This is a genomic window from Pasteurella pantherarum (assembly GCF_049670885.1).
Taxonomy (GTDB): Bacteria; Pseudomonadota; Gammaproteobacteria; order Enterobacterales; family Pasteurellaceae; genus Pasteurella.
This window is the reverse complement of record NZ_CP187173.1, coordinates 2,506,594-2,522,442: the sequence shown is the minus strand read 5'-3', so window position 1 is coordinate 2,522,442 and position 15,849 is coordinate 2,506,594. Positions and strand designations below refer to the sequence as shown.

At 39.5% G+C, this 15,849-nt stretch carries 12 protein-coding genes, 1 tRNA gene and 1 pseudogene; 9 read left to right on the top strand and 5 right to left on the bottom strand.

All coding sequences use genetic code 11. From position 1 onward, the window contains the following. Positions 1 to 92: 92 nt before the first annotated feature. The 4 genes and pseudogenes from ACPEEM_RS11945 to ACPEEM_RS11930 all read left to right on the top strand — a co-directional run. Positions 93 to 671 carry a hypothetical protein gene (locus ACPEEM_RS11945; RefSeq protein ID WP_424405264.1) on the top strand — a complete coding sequence of 193 codons (579 nt, stop codon included), beginning with the start codon at positions 93 to 95 and terminating at the stop codon, positions 669 to 671. Then, a complete protein-coding gene (locus ACPEEM_RS11940) occupies positions 671 to 1,111 on the top strand; it encodes a hypothetical protein (protein WP_424407206.1) in 441 nt (146 codons plus the stop codon). Before ACPEEM_RS11945 ends, ACPEEM_RS11940 begins: the two co-directional genes overlap by 1 nt. A 1-nt stretch (position 1,112) precedes the next feature. Then, complete coding sequence (locus ACPEEM_RS11935; protein ID WP_424407204.1) at positions 1,113 to 2,045, top strand: inorganic pyrophosphatase; 933 nt, start codon at positions 1,113 to 1,115, stop codon at positions 2,043 to 2,045. A gap of 448 nt (positions 2,046 to 2,493) precedes the next feature. Continuing rightward, positions 2,494 to 2,583: pseudogene (locus ACPEEM_RS11930) on the top strand (integrase arm-type DNA-binding domain-containing protein); the annotation flags it as partial. 483 nt (positions 2,584 to 3,066) lie between these two features. Here the strand turns inward: ACPEEM_RS11930 and ACPEEM_RS11925 are convergent. Next, positions 3,067 to 3,156: transfer RNA gene (locus ACPEEM_RS11925), tRNA-Ser, on the bottom strand. 144 nt (positions 3,157 to 3,300) lie between these two features. After that, positions 3,301 to 6,336, bottom strand: a complete 3,036-nt coding sequence (gene rne / locus ACPEEM_RS11920; protein WP_424407202.1) for a ribonuclease E — start codon at positions 6,334 to 6,336, stop codon at positions 3,301 to 3,303. Positions 6,337 to 6,762: 426 nt separating this feature from the next. On the opposite strand from rne, the gene rluC reads away from it, so the two are divergent. Together rluC and cobB are read left to right on the top strand one after the other, a co-directional pair. Further along, entirely contained in the window at positions 6,763 to 7,743 is a 981-nt protein-coding gene (rluC, locus tag ACPEEM_RS11915) for a 23S rRNA pseudouridine(955/2504/2580) synthase RluC (RefSeq protein WP_424402256.1), read from the top strand. 82 nt (positions 7,744 to 7,825) lie between these two features. Continuing rightward, the gene (gene cobB / locus ACPEEM_RS11910; RefSeq protein WP_424407200.1) at positions 7,826 to 8,542 is read left to right on the top strand and encodes a Sir2 family NAD+-dependent deacetylase; all 717 of its coding nucleotides are present in this window, start codon (positions 7,826 to 7,828) and stop codon (positions 8,540 to 8,542) included. A gap of 177 nt (positions 8,543 to 8,719) precedes the next feature. On the opposite strand, the gene brnQ is transcribed toward cobB, so the two are convergent. After that, the gene (brnQ, locus tag ACPEEM_RS11905) at positions 8,720 to 10,018 is read right to left on the bottom strand and encodes a branched-chain amino acid transport system II carrier protein (RefSeq protein WP_424402254.1); all 1,299 of its coding nucleotides are present in this window, start codon (positions 10,016 to 10,018) and stop codon (positions 8,720 to 8,722) included. A 313-nt stretch (positions 10,019 to 10,331) separates the two neighbouring features. Here brnQ and pyrG point away from each other — a divergent pair, with 313 nt between their 5' ends. From pyrG to ACPEEM_RS11890, 3 genes are all read left to right on the top strand, one after another. Further along, positions 10,332 to 11,960, top strand: a complete 1,629-nt coding sequence (gene pyrG / locus ACPEEM_RS11900) for a glutamine hydrolyzing CTP synthase (protein WP_424407198.1) — start codon at positions 10,332 to 10,334, stop codon at positions 11,958 to 11,960. 87 nt (positions 11,961 to 12,047) lie between these two features. Next, complete coding sequence (locus ACPEEM_RS11895; RefSeq protein ID WP_424407196.1) at positions 12,048 to 12,530, top strand: restriction endonuclease subunit S; 483 nt, start codon at positions 12,048 to 12,050, stop codon at positions 12,528 to 12,530. A 26-nt stretch (positions 12,531 to 12,556) separates the two neighbouring features. Further along, entirely contained in the window at positions 12,557 to 13,483 is a 927-nt protein-coding gene (locus ACPEEM_RS11890; RefSeq protein ID WP_424402251.1) for a site-specific integrase, read from the top strand. On the opposite strand, the gene ACPEEM_RS11885 is transcribed toward ACPEEM_RS11890, so the two are convergent. Both ACPEEM_RS11885 and ACPEEM_RS11880 read right to left on the bottom strand, forming a co-directional pair. Further along, a complete protein-coding gene (locus tag ACPEEM_RS11885) occupies positions 13,455 to 13,955 on the bottom strand; it encodes a restriction endonuclease subunit S (RefSeq protein WP_324636377.1) in 501 nt (166 codons plus the stop codon). The genes ACPEEM_RS11890 and ACPEEM_RS11885 overlap by 29 nt on opposite strands. A gap of 223 nt (positions 13,956 to 14,178) precedes the next feature. Further along, positions 14,179 to 15,795: a type I restriction-modification system subunit M gene (locus tag ACPEEM_RS11880; protein WP_424407194.1), complete on the bottom strand. Its 1,617-nt coding sequence runs from the start codon at positions 15,793 to 15,795 to the stop codon at positions 14,179 to 14,181. Positions 15,796 to 15,849: the final 54 nt, after the last annotated feature.

Below are 15,849 nucleotides of genomic sequence, written 5' to 3'. Positions count from 1 at the left end.
TTTTCTATCTTTGCTTGTTGTACTTCAAACACAAAATAAAGGCATTTTGATTTTTAATTTGTTTGAGGTTTAACAGACAAAGAGGCAAAAAAATGCATAAGGCAATTTTTGAAATTCTGCGAACAGGTACACATAGAGGGGGAACAGGAACTATCACTCTATCCGAAAATAACCTATCAGAAATTCACAAATTTTATTCTCCAGATTTACGCAATGCCCCGTTAGTTATTGGGCATCCTTTAGATGACAAGCCAGAATTAGGTAAAGTTACAAATCTTTATCTCCACAAAGACAAATTATTTGCAGGGGTCGAAATTACTAATGACTTAGTGAAAAAAATTCAAAATGGGGAGATTAGCGGCATATCTGCAGCTATGTATTTTTCAGAGGCAAAAGAAAACCCAGTAAAAGGTTTAGGGATGTATCTAAAACACGTGGGATTTTTAGAGCGAGGAAAAAATGAGCCAGCAGTAAAAGGAATGCTAAATCCTGAAATCAGCGTTGCCCATATCGCCACATTTAGCGAGGATGAAAACAGTTTTATTTTACTGAATGATGGTGGATATACCCACAACCCAGAGTTAGGCGAGCTCCATCAAACAGCATTATATTTTCAAAATGTATTAGGCGTTAGTTATTTGCAAGCGTTAGATGTTATTCAGGGGGCATAATGAATAAAGAACTTGAAAAACTTAAACAAGAAAATAAGCGTTTGACTGCAGAATTAAGCCAAAGCAAGGCTAAAAATTTAGAGCAGGAAAATAGCAGATATATTGATGGCTTGATGCAAGAGGGAGTACTTTTTCCAAGTCAAAAAGATGATGCATTAGCACTATTAAATATTGCAACTGGATATGATAGCGGACAAGTTATCACATTAAGCGAAGGTGAGAGCCTTGAGGGTAAAGTTAAAGCCCTTTTATCAACAATCAATAAAGTTAACCTATCTATGCAAACCATAGAGTTAGGAATGGGGAATAAACCAACCATTTGGCGAGCAGATGAAAACGCCACCCCAGGAGAATTAGACAAACAAATAAAGCGTTATATGCAGTTGCATAATGTTGACTATAAAACAGCTTTTCAAAAATTAACAGACGGAGAAAAATAAAATGACCGCACACAACTTACAATCTTTACGCATTCAAGACCCTGTATTAACTAATTTAGCTCAAGGTTATTACAATAATGAGCTTGTTTGTGAAGTACTAATGCCTATTGTTGAAATTGGCAAAGAGGCTGGAAAAATCCCACAATTTGGCCGCCAATCTTTCCATTTACCCTCAACAATTAGACAGTTAAGAGGGAGCTCTAACCGATTAGATCCCGAAGATGTTACTACAATTGACGTGCAATTAGATGAGCACGATATTGAATACGCTATCGATTATCGAGAAGATAATGAGGCCAGTTATCCATTAAAACAGTATGCCCTATCCGTTACTCAAGACATTATTGCGTTAGGTCGTGAGGTAAAAGTTGCTGAAATTGCCCAAAATGGCGATAACTACACCCGAGAGAACGTAGTTTCATTGGAAGGCACGAAGAAATTCAGCAATAAAAAATCAAATCCATTGGAAACTATTGAGCAAGGGATCTATGCTATTTCCTCAACAATTGGGATGAAACCTAACGTTTGTGTTATTTCATCCGACGTATGGAAAGCCTTAAAAGAAAATGAGGTTATCTTAGAACGTATTAAATATACAAGAACAGGTATTTTAACCCCTGCTATTTTTGCCGAATTGATTGACATTCCAACGGTTAAAATTGGCGAGGCTGTGCAAGATAAAAATAAGAATGGACAACTTGAAAAAATTTGGAAAGATTGCGTTATCCTTGCCTATGTATCAACACGAGCTAACAATAAAAAAGGCAATGTTTATGACCCATCTTTTGGTTATACGATAAGACGTAATAGAGGGCTTTTTGTTGATACATACCAAGAAAACGGAGGGAAAGTAGAAGTAGTACGCTGCACCGATATTTATCGCCCTCACCTGTTGGGAAAATCTGCAGGATATCTGATTAAAGACTGCCTATAATTCATTTTTGAGCAAATACCGCATTATCACAGGGATTTAAGCAAAATAATGCGGTATCAAGTTAAATTAAATGGAATTTAGCGGTTTAATACCAAAATATTCCTCTTTATAGTTTATTCTAATTCATTCTAAATCATTGTGATTTTGTTTTTTAGTACCCTATAAAGTACCCAGTAGACAACAATTTAAAACAATTATTCTTATAAATTAATAATTTGCATTTAAAAGTTTAGTCCTGTTGGGGCACCAAAAAACCTTTCATACCTCATCAAAACTAAACGAAAAACCCTTTAAACACTAGATACAAAGCCACTTTTCCTATATTCTGCCATTCGTAGCTAAACGCTTTAAAACACATCTAATCAGATATTTTAGTAACCATAATAGTAACCACGTGATAACATCTAATTTTCGTGGTTACATAAAATGATATAGATGATTACTCAATATGCCTAAAATCACTAGACCTTTAACAAATACAGAAGTAGAAAAAGCTAAACCTCAAGCCAAAGAATACACACTTACAGATGGATATGGAGCACCAAAAAACCACTTAACGCTGTCAAATATCAGCAAAAATCAGCACAACAATCCCTTAGCCTCTTTCATATTCCCCTCATAAATGGCACCTAATCACGATGTTTAGGCACATCTTCTTAATATATGATCTCATGCTATTTTGCTTGTGGAGACAGCGAAAAACAGGTTGTTATGCAAATAAACTGAAGACGGAAATTCAAAAGGTTGGTTTTGGCTTTAGATGAGATGAGATGAGGGAAATGTCTGTGGCGTTGGTGTTTCTTGCATGTTTTAGGGAATACATGCTTGCCTTTGCCTTTAAGGCTGTTATTTGTAAGAATAGGTTAATTGCTAGATAAGTCACAATAGGCATGTCATGACTTAACAAGAATGCGATAAAGAAAAATATCAGATCCATGTCGATAGACACTGGTTCAAAATGTTGAGTAAAGAAAAACAAAAAAGCCGTAAGTTTAAAACTTACGGCTTTTTCTAAATTTGATGGCGGAGGAAGTGAGATTCGAACTCACGGAGGGCGTAAACCCTCGCCGGTTTTCAAGACCGGTGCCTTCAACCACTCGACCATTCCTCCGTGATTTAAGCGAGGTGAATAATACGTATTTTCTACTTCTAAGTCAAGCAATTAAATCTGGATTTTCATTCAATTGCTTTATTTTAGAACAATCTGTTTATTCTCAATACGTCTTTCACCTCATGAGTGCCAAATTTGCCCTAATTAGCGTGTTGAGGTTTCACCCGCTTCCCGCGTTGGCTCCGCATACACATGGCTAATTGCACTGTGATGACCACCTGCACCTTTACCATGGAAGTAATAACGAGAATCGGTCCAAACCGAAATTTGAGCCATTTCACGGACCTCATCACTGGCTTTTGCTTGCGTCATTTCTGCCGTGGTATGGGTCACCGCCGAAATAGTCCCTAAACGCCCCGTAAAACAAAAAGTGCGGTCTGTTTCTGGCATGATTTTAATTTCCGTATTCTGCGTCAATTCACTCATAGTATCTGGCGTCTCAACAGCAAGATCTGTCATGTCAGCCTTGGCTTCAGTCACAACGTCCACAGACTCTTCTGCAAAGTTCTGCTGCTCAACGCTTGCAACAATCTCACCTTCGCTCGCATCTGTTTCCACATATTGCGGTTGTTCAACGTGCAAACGCTCTAAAGAGGCTTGTACTTTCTTCTCAACCGATTCGTTCGCAGGCTGCGTCATAAACGGATTAAAAGGTTTTGTACTTTTTTCCACTTCATCCACTACTAATCTCGTTGCAGGTGTTGTTGCCACAATCTCTGCTTTGTGGGTTTCTTTTGGTTGTTCTTGTTGCTCCAGTAGCTCATCAACAGATAAAAATTGAGTTTCTTTTGAGACAACGACCGTACTGTAATCAATACAGACTTTACCACTTGCCAACTCTGGCGATGCCACCGCCGCAAAGAGTGGCATTGGTGATTTGAGTTCTGGCTGATTACGGCGACGACGTGGATTGCTGACACGTAAATGGCGAGGCAAACGACGACGGTTATCACGACGTTTCTCATTATCAGGCTCTTCCGCATTGGCACTGTCGATGACCTTGATTTCTTCAGGCATTTGTACCGCACTTTCTGTTTCAACCACTGTTTGAATCGGTTGAACAGGTTCTACTGCCACCTCATCTTGTGCATTGATTGGTTGTATTTCTGCACTGTCTTCTGCAATACGTACTTTTTTGCGTAATTCACGACGTTGTCGACGTTGTGTGGTTTGTTCTGCTTTTTCCACCTCTTGCGTAGCTGTTTGTGTCGTGACGATCGTGTCTGCAACAATAGGCGTGTCTGCCGTATTCTCTACCACATTCGCTTTACGGTTACGTTTACGCTCTGCTTTTGATGGGCGAGAAGGAAGAGTATCTTCTTCAATACCCTTAGGTGCATGATTATTTTCACGCTCTGTGTTCTCCGCACGAGAACGACGATTATTGCGACGCTCTTGGTTACGGCGATGACGATTGTTACGTTGACGAGGCTGTTTTGTTTTTTCCTCTTCTACAGGTTTATCGGCAAATAATGCTTTGATTTTTGCAAGCAAGCGAGAAAGCAATGATGGCTTTTTCTCCACCTTTTTCTCAGGCACAGGGGCTGGTGTTGGAATGGAAATAGAAACTGCCGCACTTTCCAAAACATTTTCCGAAGTCACCGCTGCAGTTTCCGTATTACGAGACACTAAAGAATCCTCTGGAGCAGCATAGTCATCTTGATCTTGATGTAACTTAACCAAGTTGTAACTTAACTCATTGACTTCTTCGCCATCACGTACACGGAATACACTGAAATGTGGCGTTTCCATGGCTTCATTAGGCACCACAATCACATCAACATTATGACGCTTCTCAATGCTGTTAATGGCTCGACGTTTTTCATTTAACAAGTAAGATGCAATTTCCACTGGCACAATGGTATGCACTTGTTTGGTGTTTTCTTTTAAGGCTTCTTCCTCAATTAAACGTAAAATGGACAGAGAAAGGGATTCGTTATCACGAATTTTACCTGTGCCTTGACAACGTGGGCAGACATGGTGAGAAGACTCGCCTAAAGATGGGCTTAAACGTTGACGAGACATTTCCAACAAGCCAAAACGGGAAATACGGCTGATTTGAATGCGAGCACGATCTTGACGAACCGCATCTCGAATACGATTTTCCACTTCACGTTGATGACGTACTGGGGTCATATCAATGAAGTCAATGACAATTAAGCCACCTAAGTCACGCAGACGTAACTGACGTGCAATTTCATCTGCAGCTTCTAAATTGGTATTAAGGGCGGTTTCTTCAATATCCCCACCACGAGTGGAGCGAGAGGAGTTAATATCAATAGCGGTTAAAGCTTCTGTCACATCAATCACGATTGAACCACCGGAAGGCAAACGCACTTCACGTTGGAACGCCGATTCAATTTGCGATTCAATTTGATAATGGCTGAATAAAGGCACTTCGCCTTGATAAAGCTTCACACGATGAATAAAGTCAGGACGGACTAATTTAATGTGTGCCTTGGCTTTTTCATACACTTTCGGGCTATCAATTAAGATTTCACCAATATCACGACGCAAATAATCACGGATTGCACGGACGATCACATCACTTTCTTGGTGAATCAAAAACGGGGCTGGACGACTTTGTGAAGCTTGCTTAATGGCTTCCCAATGGTGAAGCAGGACTTTCAAGTCCCATTGTAGTTCTTCTGGGGATTTTCCGACCCCAGCGGTACGCACAATTAAGCCCACGCCATCTGGCACATCTAAGGAACTTAAGGCATCTTTCAGCTCAAGACGTTCATCACCCTCAATACGACGAGAAATGCCACCTGCTCTTGGATTATTTGGCATAATCACCAAATAACTGCCCGCCAACGAAACAAAGGTGGTCAATGCAGCACCTTTATTGCCTCGTTCTTCCTTGTTCACTTGAACGATGACTTCTTGTCCTTCGCTCAAAATATCACGAATATTCGGACGTCCTTGATAGACATAATCATCAGGAAAATACTCACGTGCAATTTCTTTTAACGGCAAGAAACCATGGCGTTCTGCACCATAATCCACAAATGCGGCTTCAAGACTAGGTTCTACACGGGTAATACGGCCTTTGTAAATGTTTGCTTTTTTTTGTTCGTGTCCTGGACTTTCAATATCCAAGTCAAATAAACGCTGCCCATCAACAAGGGCAACACGCAACTCTTCTTTTTGAGTCGCATTGATTAGCATTCTTTTCATTATTAATACTCTATTTTTATTCTGGTTTTTTGATAAAAATAACCGCACTTTTTCTTGATAATCGACCTCGTGTCTGTCGCAGAATGTCTGTCTCTCGACTGTCAACTGCTGGGTGCATTGATTACCTTACTTAAGAAAATGACACATCTTAAGTAAAACAAAATCTGCAATAAAAAATGATTTTGTAAGCCATACGGCATTTTGAAGGTTTTATTTTCTAAAATTTGTTGATTTATTAATGTCTTATGCCATACGCTGCATTATATACGCTCAACAATAACGCTTCATTTTTTAGTCAATTTAATGACACAAAAATACGCCTTATTATGGACTCATCAATACCATTTATCAAGGTAATTTTAATACGCCAAGGGTAAGCAAAATATGGTATGATCAGCCTAATTTTGACTAGCAAAAACTATCCAAATGAGTACAACAAAAGACGAAAAAATCATCAACCAATCCGTCAAAATGCTCACAATCAGTGAAGATGAAGCAGGACAGCGTATTGATAATTATTTAATCACCAAATTAAAAGGTGTGCCAAAAAGTTTGGTATACCGCATTTTGCGTAAAGGTGAAGTGCGAGTAAACAAAGGACGCATCAAGCCAGAATATAAACTTCAAGCCAAAGATATTGTGCGTATTCCCCCTGTGCGAGTGTCGGAAAAAGAACAAGCACCGATTTCTACTAAACTGAATAAAGTCAACCAGTTAGAAAAACAAATTTTATTTGAAGATGACAGCTTATTGGTGTTAAACAAGCCTTCTGGCATTGCCGTTCACGGTGGCAGTGGATTAAGTTTTGGTGTGATTGAAGCCTTGCGAACGCTACGTCCTGAAGCCCGTTTCCTTGAACTTGTGCATCGTTTAGACCGTGATACCTCAGGCATTTTGTTAGTGGCAAAAAAACGTTCTGCCTTACGCCACTTACACGAGCAATTGCGAGAAAAAACCGTGCAAAAAGATTATTTAGCCTTAGTGCGTGGCGTGTGGCAATCCCATTGTAAAGTCGTGAAAGCCCCTTTGTTGAAAAATGAACTCTCTAGCGGTGAGCGTATCGTGCGAGTCAGTGAGCAAGGTAAACCGTCAGAAACCCGTTTTTCCATTGAAGAACGTTATACCTATGCGACCTTGATCAAAGCCTCACCTGTGACAGGTCGTACCCATCAAATTCGTGTACATACCCAATATGCAGGTCACCCCATCGCATTAGATGATAAATATGGTGATAAAGCCTTTGATGAGCAAATGAGCCAGCTGGGTTTAAAACGTTTGTTCTTACATGCTTTTTCGATTCGTTTTGAGCACCCTAAAACAGGGGAAACCTTGCGGATTAATGCCCCGTTAGACCCAGAAATGAAGCATATTTTGACAGCATTACGCCAACAAACCGCTAAAGGCTAAATGCCACAAAATGACGGTGAAATAAGGCAAAAGGCGTGTTAAGGCGTGTTAAGGCATTCAAGCATCACAAAAGGAGAACCACATGGCAACACAACCTAAAATTGTCGTTTTAACTGGTGCGGGAATTTCTGCAGAATCAGGCATTCAAACCTTCAGAGCGGCTGATGGATTATGGGAAAATCACCCTGTTGATGAAGTCGCCACGCCCGAAGGCTTTGCTCGCAATCCCCAGTTGGTGCAACACTTCTACAATGCACGTCGCCAGCAATTATTTTCCGATCACATTGCCCCGAACGCTGCCCATTTAGCCTTAGCAAAACTGGAAGAGAAAATCGGCAATAATCTACTTATAGTGACACAAAATGTCGATAACTTACATGAACGTGCAGGTTCTAAAAACCTAATTCATATGCATGGTGAATTATTAAAAGTCCGCTGTGTGAAATCCGGTCACGTCTATGACTGGCAAGGCGATATTCATGAGCAAGATAAATGTCACTGCTGTGCTATCCCTCAAGTATTGCGACCACATATTGTATGGTTTGGTGAAATTCCGTTCGAAATGGAACGTATTCAACGGGCACTTTCTGAATGTGATTATTTTATTTCGCTCGGAACGTCAGGCAATGTCTATCCCGCTGCGGGCTTTGTGCGAGAAGCCTTATTTTATGGTGCTCACACTGTGGAACTCAATTTAGAGCCAAGTCAAGTGCGTTCGCATTTTGATGAGTTTCATTATGGTAAAGCTTCTGACATTGTGCCTCGTTATTTGCGGCAATTTCTGTCAGATAAATCATGATGGCATCATATTCAATCTGATGCTCGAACCGCACTTCTCAATGTTAAAGATAAAAAGTGCGGTGGATTTTAAAAAAGTTTTACATCATCTGCCCTTTAAAAAGTAGGATCTTGCATCCGATGGATTAAAGGGCAGTGTTTTAATTGTGCAAAAGTGCGTTTTTGTTGCAACTCAACCTTAATTTAACGCTTGTACCGCCCTCACTTTCGCAATAATGCTCCCGATCACACAGCCTAAAATCGCCACAGGTAACCATTCCATAGAATAGGTTTTAAAAGGTAAGTTTGCCACAAGAGGCGATTCCATCACAGAAAGAATGGCAATCACGGCAACCAAAATAAGTGGCAATCCTTTTGCCAGTTTCGGTAACGAAATAAAGAGGTTGACCAATAATAATAACATTGCTGTCATGGAAATAGGATAAAGCACTAACAACACAGGGATTGATTTGCTAATCACGGCATTTAACCCTTGGTTGGCTAAAACAAAACCAATTAAGGTAAATAATATCGCATAATTACGGTAAGAAATTTTAGGGAAAATGCTGTTGAAATAAGAAGAGGTCGCCACCACTAAACCAATTGCCGTGGTTAAACAGGCGAGCGTCACAATTAAGCCAAGTAAACTACGACCCAATTCACCAAAAGATTGTGTGGTCGCATCGTTTAAAATAAACACCCCTAAGTTTTGACCTTTGGCACTCACATCAGCCAGTGTCTCAGCACTTAATGGCATATTATTGCCAATCCAACCAATCGCAATATAAATAAAGGCAAGAGCAACGGCTGCCACAATGCTGGCTAACGTCGCTTGTTTAATAAAACTGCTGTTTTTATCACTTTTTGCCCGAATCGCATTCATCACCACCACAGAAAAAGCAAAAGAGGCAAGCACATCCATTGTTTGATAGCCATCGATAAAGCCCGTAATCAGCGGATTTGAGATGCTCGTGGAAGTATTGACAGAGTCCAAGCCAAGCAAAATACTTGCCATGCGTAACACCAGTGCAATAATCGCCACTAAAAGCACAGGGGTTAAAATCGCCCCAATGCGATCAACCATTTTGGTGGGATTTAAACTCACCCACAATGTCAAACCAAAATAAATCAAGGTGAAAACAAACAAGGCAATGGCATCCACGCCGCCCGTAAATGGAATCACAGCCATGTCAAATGCAGTGGCGGCGGTACGAGGAATGGCAAAGAAAGGACCGATAGTCAAATAAATCGCACCGAGCAATAAAATGGAAATCCACGGATGAATATCTTCCAGTGCTTTTTTGTATCCCCCTTCATAATGGGTCGCCACCAAAATGCCTAATAACGGTAACCCCACGCCCGTTGTCACAAAACCAAGAATGGCAGGCCAAAAGCCCACACCACTTTCAAACCCTAATTTGGGTGGAAAAATCAGATTGCCTGCACCAAAAAAAATGGCAAACAGCATAAAGCCAACCACAAATGTGTTTTTATTCATAGAAAAACCTCAAATTGAAATTAAGCAAAGAAAATGCTTTAAAATAGATATAAAATATAAAAAACGGGGCATTCTACTATAAAAATACCCTATCACCTATAAAAGCCTGTCAAGGAATCCGCCACATTTCGCATAAAGTGGCGATTCCTTGCCGATATTCCCGTCAAATTTCCCTGTCTGGCTCGCTATTTTCCTTGTCTAGTCAGGAGAAAAGCAGGGGCAAAGATTGAGTTTAGCGTCCCTTTCCTGTAAACTATTCTCCCGTCTTGATTACTTATTCAATCCATTTTTCATTTCAACAGTTAGGTTTCATATGACTACCAATTATATTTTTGTAACGGGCGGTGTAGTATCTTCCCTTGGAAAAGGTATTGCTGCAGCATCATTAGCGGCTATCTTAGAAGCTCGTGGTTTAAAGGTGACCATGCTAAAACTGGATCCTTATATTAATGTGGATCCCGGTACCATGAGCCCAACCCAACACGGGGAAGTTTTTGTCACACAAGATGGTGCAGAGACCGACTTAGACTTAGGGCATTATGAGCGTTTTATCCGCACCAAAATGACAAAACGCAACAATTTCACCACAGGTAAAATCTATTCTGAAGTGTTACGCAAAGAGCGTCGTGGTGATTATTTAGGGGCAACCATTCAGGTGATCCCACACATTACCAATGAAATCAAATCTCGTGTGATTGATGGTGCAGCGGGGCATGATGTCGCCATTGTCGAGGTGGGCGGAACCGTTGGTGATATTGAATCCTTACCTTTCTTAGAAGCATTACGTCAATTGGCTGTGCAAGTTGGTCGTGAGCGTACCTTATTTATGCACTTAACTTTAGTGCCTTATATTCCAACTGCAGGCGAAGTAAAAACCAAACCCACGCAACATTCGGTGAAAGAATTATTATCCATTGGCATTCAGCCTGATGTTTTGGTGTGCCGTTCCGATCGCATGATTCCACCTAATGAGCGTGCCAAAATCGCCTTATTCTGTAACGTGCCAGAACGTGCTGTGATTTCACTCAAAGATGTCAGCTCAATTTACCAAATTCCAGCCTTATTAAAATCACAAGGTTTAGATGCGTTCATTTGCCAACGTTTCCACTTAGACTGCCCAGAAGCAGATCTTTCTGAATGGGAACAAGTGTTATATCAAGAGGCCAACCCAACAGGCGATGTGACCATTGGCATGGTAGGAAAATACACAGAATTGCCAGATGCTTATAAATCCGTTAATGAAGCATTGAAACATGCAGGCTTAAAAAATCGCCTAAATGTACACATCAAATATATTGATTCACAAGATGTGGAAACCAAAGGCACTGAAATTTTACAAGGTGTTGACGGCATCTTAGTGCCAGGTGGTTTCGGTAATCGTGGCATAGAAGGCAAAATTTTAACGGCACAATATGCACGTGAAAACAACGTTCCTTATTTAGGGATCTGTTTAGGAATGCAAGTGGCTTACATTGAATATGCACGCCATGTGGCAGGCTTAACGAATGCAAACTCCACAGAATTTGACCGCACTTGTGAATACCCAGTCGTGGGCTTAATCACCGAATGGCAAGATGCGGAAGGTAACATTGAAACCCGTACCGATAAATCTGATTTAGGTGGCACAATGCGTTTAGGTGCACAACAATGCCATTTAATCGAAGGCAGCAAAGCACGTGAGCTTTATGGTGCAGAAACTATCGAAGAACGTCACCGCCACCGTTATGAAGTGAACAACACCTTGCGTCCACAAGTAGAAAAAGCAGGTTTGAAAATCACAGGGTTATCTGCGGATAAAAAATTAGTGGAAATCATCGAAGTCCCAAATCATCCTTGGTTTGTAGCTTGCCAATTCCACCCAGAATTTACCTCCACCCCACGTGACGGACACCCGTTATTTGAAGGGTTTGTGAAAGCGGCGAAAGACAATCAGAAAAAATAAGCGTAAAGATTTAATAAATTAAGGCTGTCAGGTGTTACTTGACAGCTTTTTTTATTTGCGTTTACTGACGCTTGGGAACAGCGGAAGTTGGGAATCTTTATTCAAGACTATATAGAAAAAACAACAGTTCAAAATCAATATCCAGTATTAACATCTTCTCAAAAACAAGGAATTGTATTACAAGAAGATTATTTTGCTGATAGGCAAATAACAAATGAGAATAACATCGGTTATTTTGTGTTACCTAAAGGTTTCTTTACTTATCGCTCTAGAAGTGACAATGGCATTTTCCGCTTTAATCGTAATGACCTAATAGATAAAGGAATTATCAGCTATTTTTATCCTGTTTTTGAGATCATTAATGGAGATAGCAACTTTTTCTTATATTTATTAAATTCAACTATTGATAAACAAGTCGCCTTAGAAGCAGAAGGTACAGGACAAAGAGTTTTATCTCTAAAAAAATTTAAAAAAATAAATATTATTGTTCCGAATTCAAAAGAACAACAAAAAATCGGATCCTTTTTCACCGCACTTGATCGCCTTATCACCACTCATCAGCGTAAGTAAGATAAATCATTTGATAGGAGATACCTATGAACAACACAGATGCAACTCAAGAGCTATTTTACCAGTACTATTCTCGTTGGATTCATATTTACAAAGAAGGGGCTATCAGGAAAGTCACTATGTCAAAATATCTAAGTACTTTAGAATGGCTCAAAAAATTAATTCCAAATCTATTGTTATGTGATCTTAATCGTATTACTTATCAGCAATTATTAAATGACTACGCGATTTATCATGAAAAACAAACAACAATGGACTTTCATCATCAGCTCAAAAGTGCCATTCTTGACGCCGTTGATGAAGGTATTTTAGCAAAAGATCCGACGAGAAAGGCTATCATTAAAGGTCGCCCTCCTAGAATGAAAAAGCCCAAATACCTTAACCAATTTGAATTGCATACCTTAATTACTCAGCTTAATCTAACAAAAGATATTAACTGGGATTGGTTGATTTTATTAATCGCTAAAACAGGCATGCGATTTTCTGAGGCTTTAGCCTTAACGCCAAAGGATTTTGACTTTTCTCATCAAACCTTATCAATTAACAAGACTTGGAATTATAAAGAGGGTGGCGGTTTTCAACCAACTAAGAATCGCTCATCAATTCGAAAAATCCCCCTTGATTGGCAAACTATTATTCAATTTTCAGAATTAGTAAAAAATAAGCCTGAAGAAAAACCTATTTTTGTTCACAAAAAAGTTTTCAATTCTACTATTAATGGTATTTTGATTCGTCGTTGTAAAAAGGCAAATATTCCCATTATTTCATTACATGGGTTACGACATACGCATGCCTCCCTACTATTATTTGCAGGTGTATCTATTGCAAGTGTTGCTAGACGTTTGGGGCATTCTAATATGACAACAACGCAAAAAACTTATCTACACATCATTCAAGAATTAGAAAATCGTGATATTGATCTCGTTATGCGTTCATTATCAAATTTAAGTTAACCTTATATAGCAAAAACTTACGCTGATGAGTGGTGATAAGGCGATCAAGTGCGGTGAAAAAGGATCCGATTTTTTGTTGTTCTTGGATTTTTGGGATCACAACTTTTATACTCATAAAGTCGTCATAGCTAATATTTAACAATCCATCCATTCTTGCCCCAGAAGAAACTAATTTTCCAAGCTCCCGCTCTGGCAATTTTGTTGCAAATAGATATTCTAAGAAAGTTGCTTGCGTTTCCCGATTAGTTTCAAAACTATGATAAACCCTTGGCACTAAGGCTTCTTCATAATTTCTTAATTCGAAAACGACACCATACTTTGCTAATTTAGAATTACCATGGTTATATGAAAGTTGCCCTCTTCTTAATAATGTGTAATTTTTTTGTTCTTCTCCAGCAATATTAGTGGAAAAGCGTTCTCTTTGATCCAACCAACCATTACTTGCCGACATAGTTAGAGTCGGTAAGTCCATTCTGCCGTCATTACCATAAACTCGTTTTGTTATCTCCCCCAACTTCCGCTGTTCCCAAGCGTCAGTAATTGTAGGATGGGCTTTAGCCCATCATTCGCCCAATTTGAATTTCGTTGAACGATGGGCTAAAGCCCACCCTACCTCTTTAAAGTGCAAACATTAAAAAACCCACTACGGCATTGCCATAATGGGTTATACAAACTGCAACTTTTTATGTTGTGTGTTATCTAGGCAAATTAATGCCCAAGCGTTTCAATTGTGCGTGGATTTCTTTTTCTAATTGGGCAATTTCAGCGTCATCGTTTTGCAATTGTTTTAATACAAGATCAATATCAATTTCTTCCTCTTCTTCAAAGGTATCCACATAACGTGGAATATTCAAGTTATATTCGTTTTCGATGATTTCATCTAAACTGGCAACATAAGCATATTTATCCACATTTTTGCGTTGTTGATAGGTTTCAATAATTTTTTGCACCTGCTCATCGGTTAATCGATTCTGATTTTTACCTTTTTCAAAATGTTGGCTAGCGTCAATAAATAAAATATCTTTCGTGTTACGGTTCTTTTTAAATACCAAAATTGTGGTTGGAATACTGGTTCCATAAAACAGGTTCGCAGGCAATCCAATCACCGCATCTAAATAGTTACCCTTTGCATTGGTTGAATTATCGCCGATTAATGCTTTGCGAATTTTCCCCTCCGCTGCACCACGGAAAAGTACACCGTGTGGCAACACAATCGCCATCGTGCCTTGCTCGCCTAAATGATATAAACTGTGCAAAATAAAGGCATAATCGGCTTTAGACGCAGGGGCTAATGCACCAAAAGGTTGAAAGCGAGCGTCTTTTAATTTTCGTTCATGGTTATCCCAATTGGCAGAATAGGGAGGATTTGCCACAACGGCATCAAACCGACATAAAGGTTGATCAATCCCTTGCGAATCCAATCCCTCTGGCCAGTCGGTTTCTAACGTATCCGCATTTGATAAGGTCATATTCTTATAAGAAACACCGTGCATCATTAAATTCATACGCGCTAAGTTATAGGTCGTCGTGTTTAGCTCTTGCCCGTAATATTTAATTGGCTTCGATTTCGGCAATTCATTTCCCACAGTTAACAATAATGAGCCTGAACCCATCGTCGGGTCATACACCAAAAAGTTATCTTGATTATCAGCCACATCAAGAGTCACCAATTTGGCAAGAATTTTTGACACCTGATGTGGTGTATAGAACTCACCACCTTTTTTGCCTGCATTTGCCGCAAATTGCCCAATTAAATATTCATAAATTTCCCCTAAAATATCACGCCCATCATCATCTTTATATTCAATCTCATCAACCAACTTAACAATATTACCTAGGGATTTCGCACGCTCATTCGTGGAATTACCTAAACGAGAATCACCCAAATTCAAATCATTAAATACGCCACGAAAATCTGCCACCGCATTTTCATTTAAGTTTGCATTTTGGTTAAAGTTATCAAATAACGCCTGATAATCACTTGGCATTACCGCTGCATTATGAATTTTATCCATCAAGGAATCCCAAGTATCCTCAGGATTAATGGCATAACCTAACGAGGCAGAAATATCCTCCAAATAATCCTGCAACTCCTCACCGTTTGCTTGTGCAAGATAAGCCGCATTCACGCTTTGATTTTCGGAAATCTCAAGAATGTGGTTATCCACCAAATATTGCTCTTGATGTTTTGATAAATAACGATAGAACATAAAAGCCAAAATATAATTTTTATATTCCGACGCATCCATCGTGCCACGCAACTCATTTGCCATTGCCCAAATTTTTGACGTAATTGTTTGAACATTACTCATTGTTTTTTCCTTATAAAATTCGTTGTTTTTTAACCGCACTTCAGGGTTAATGTT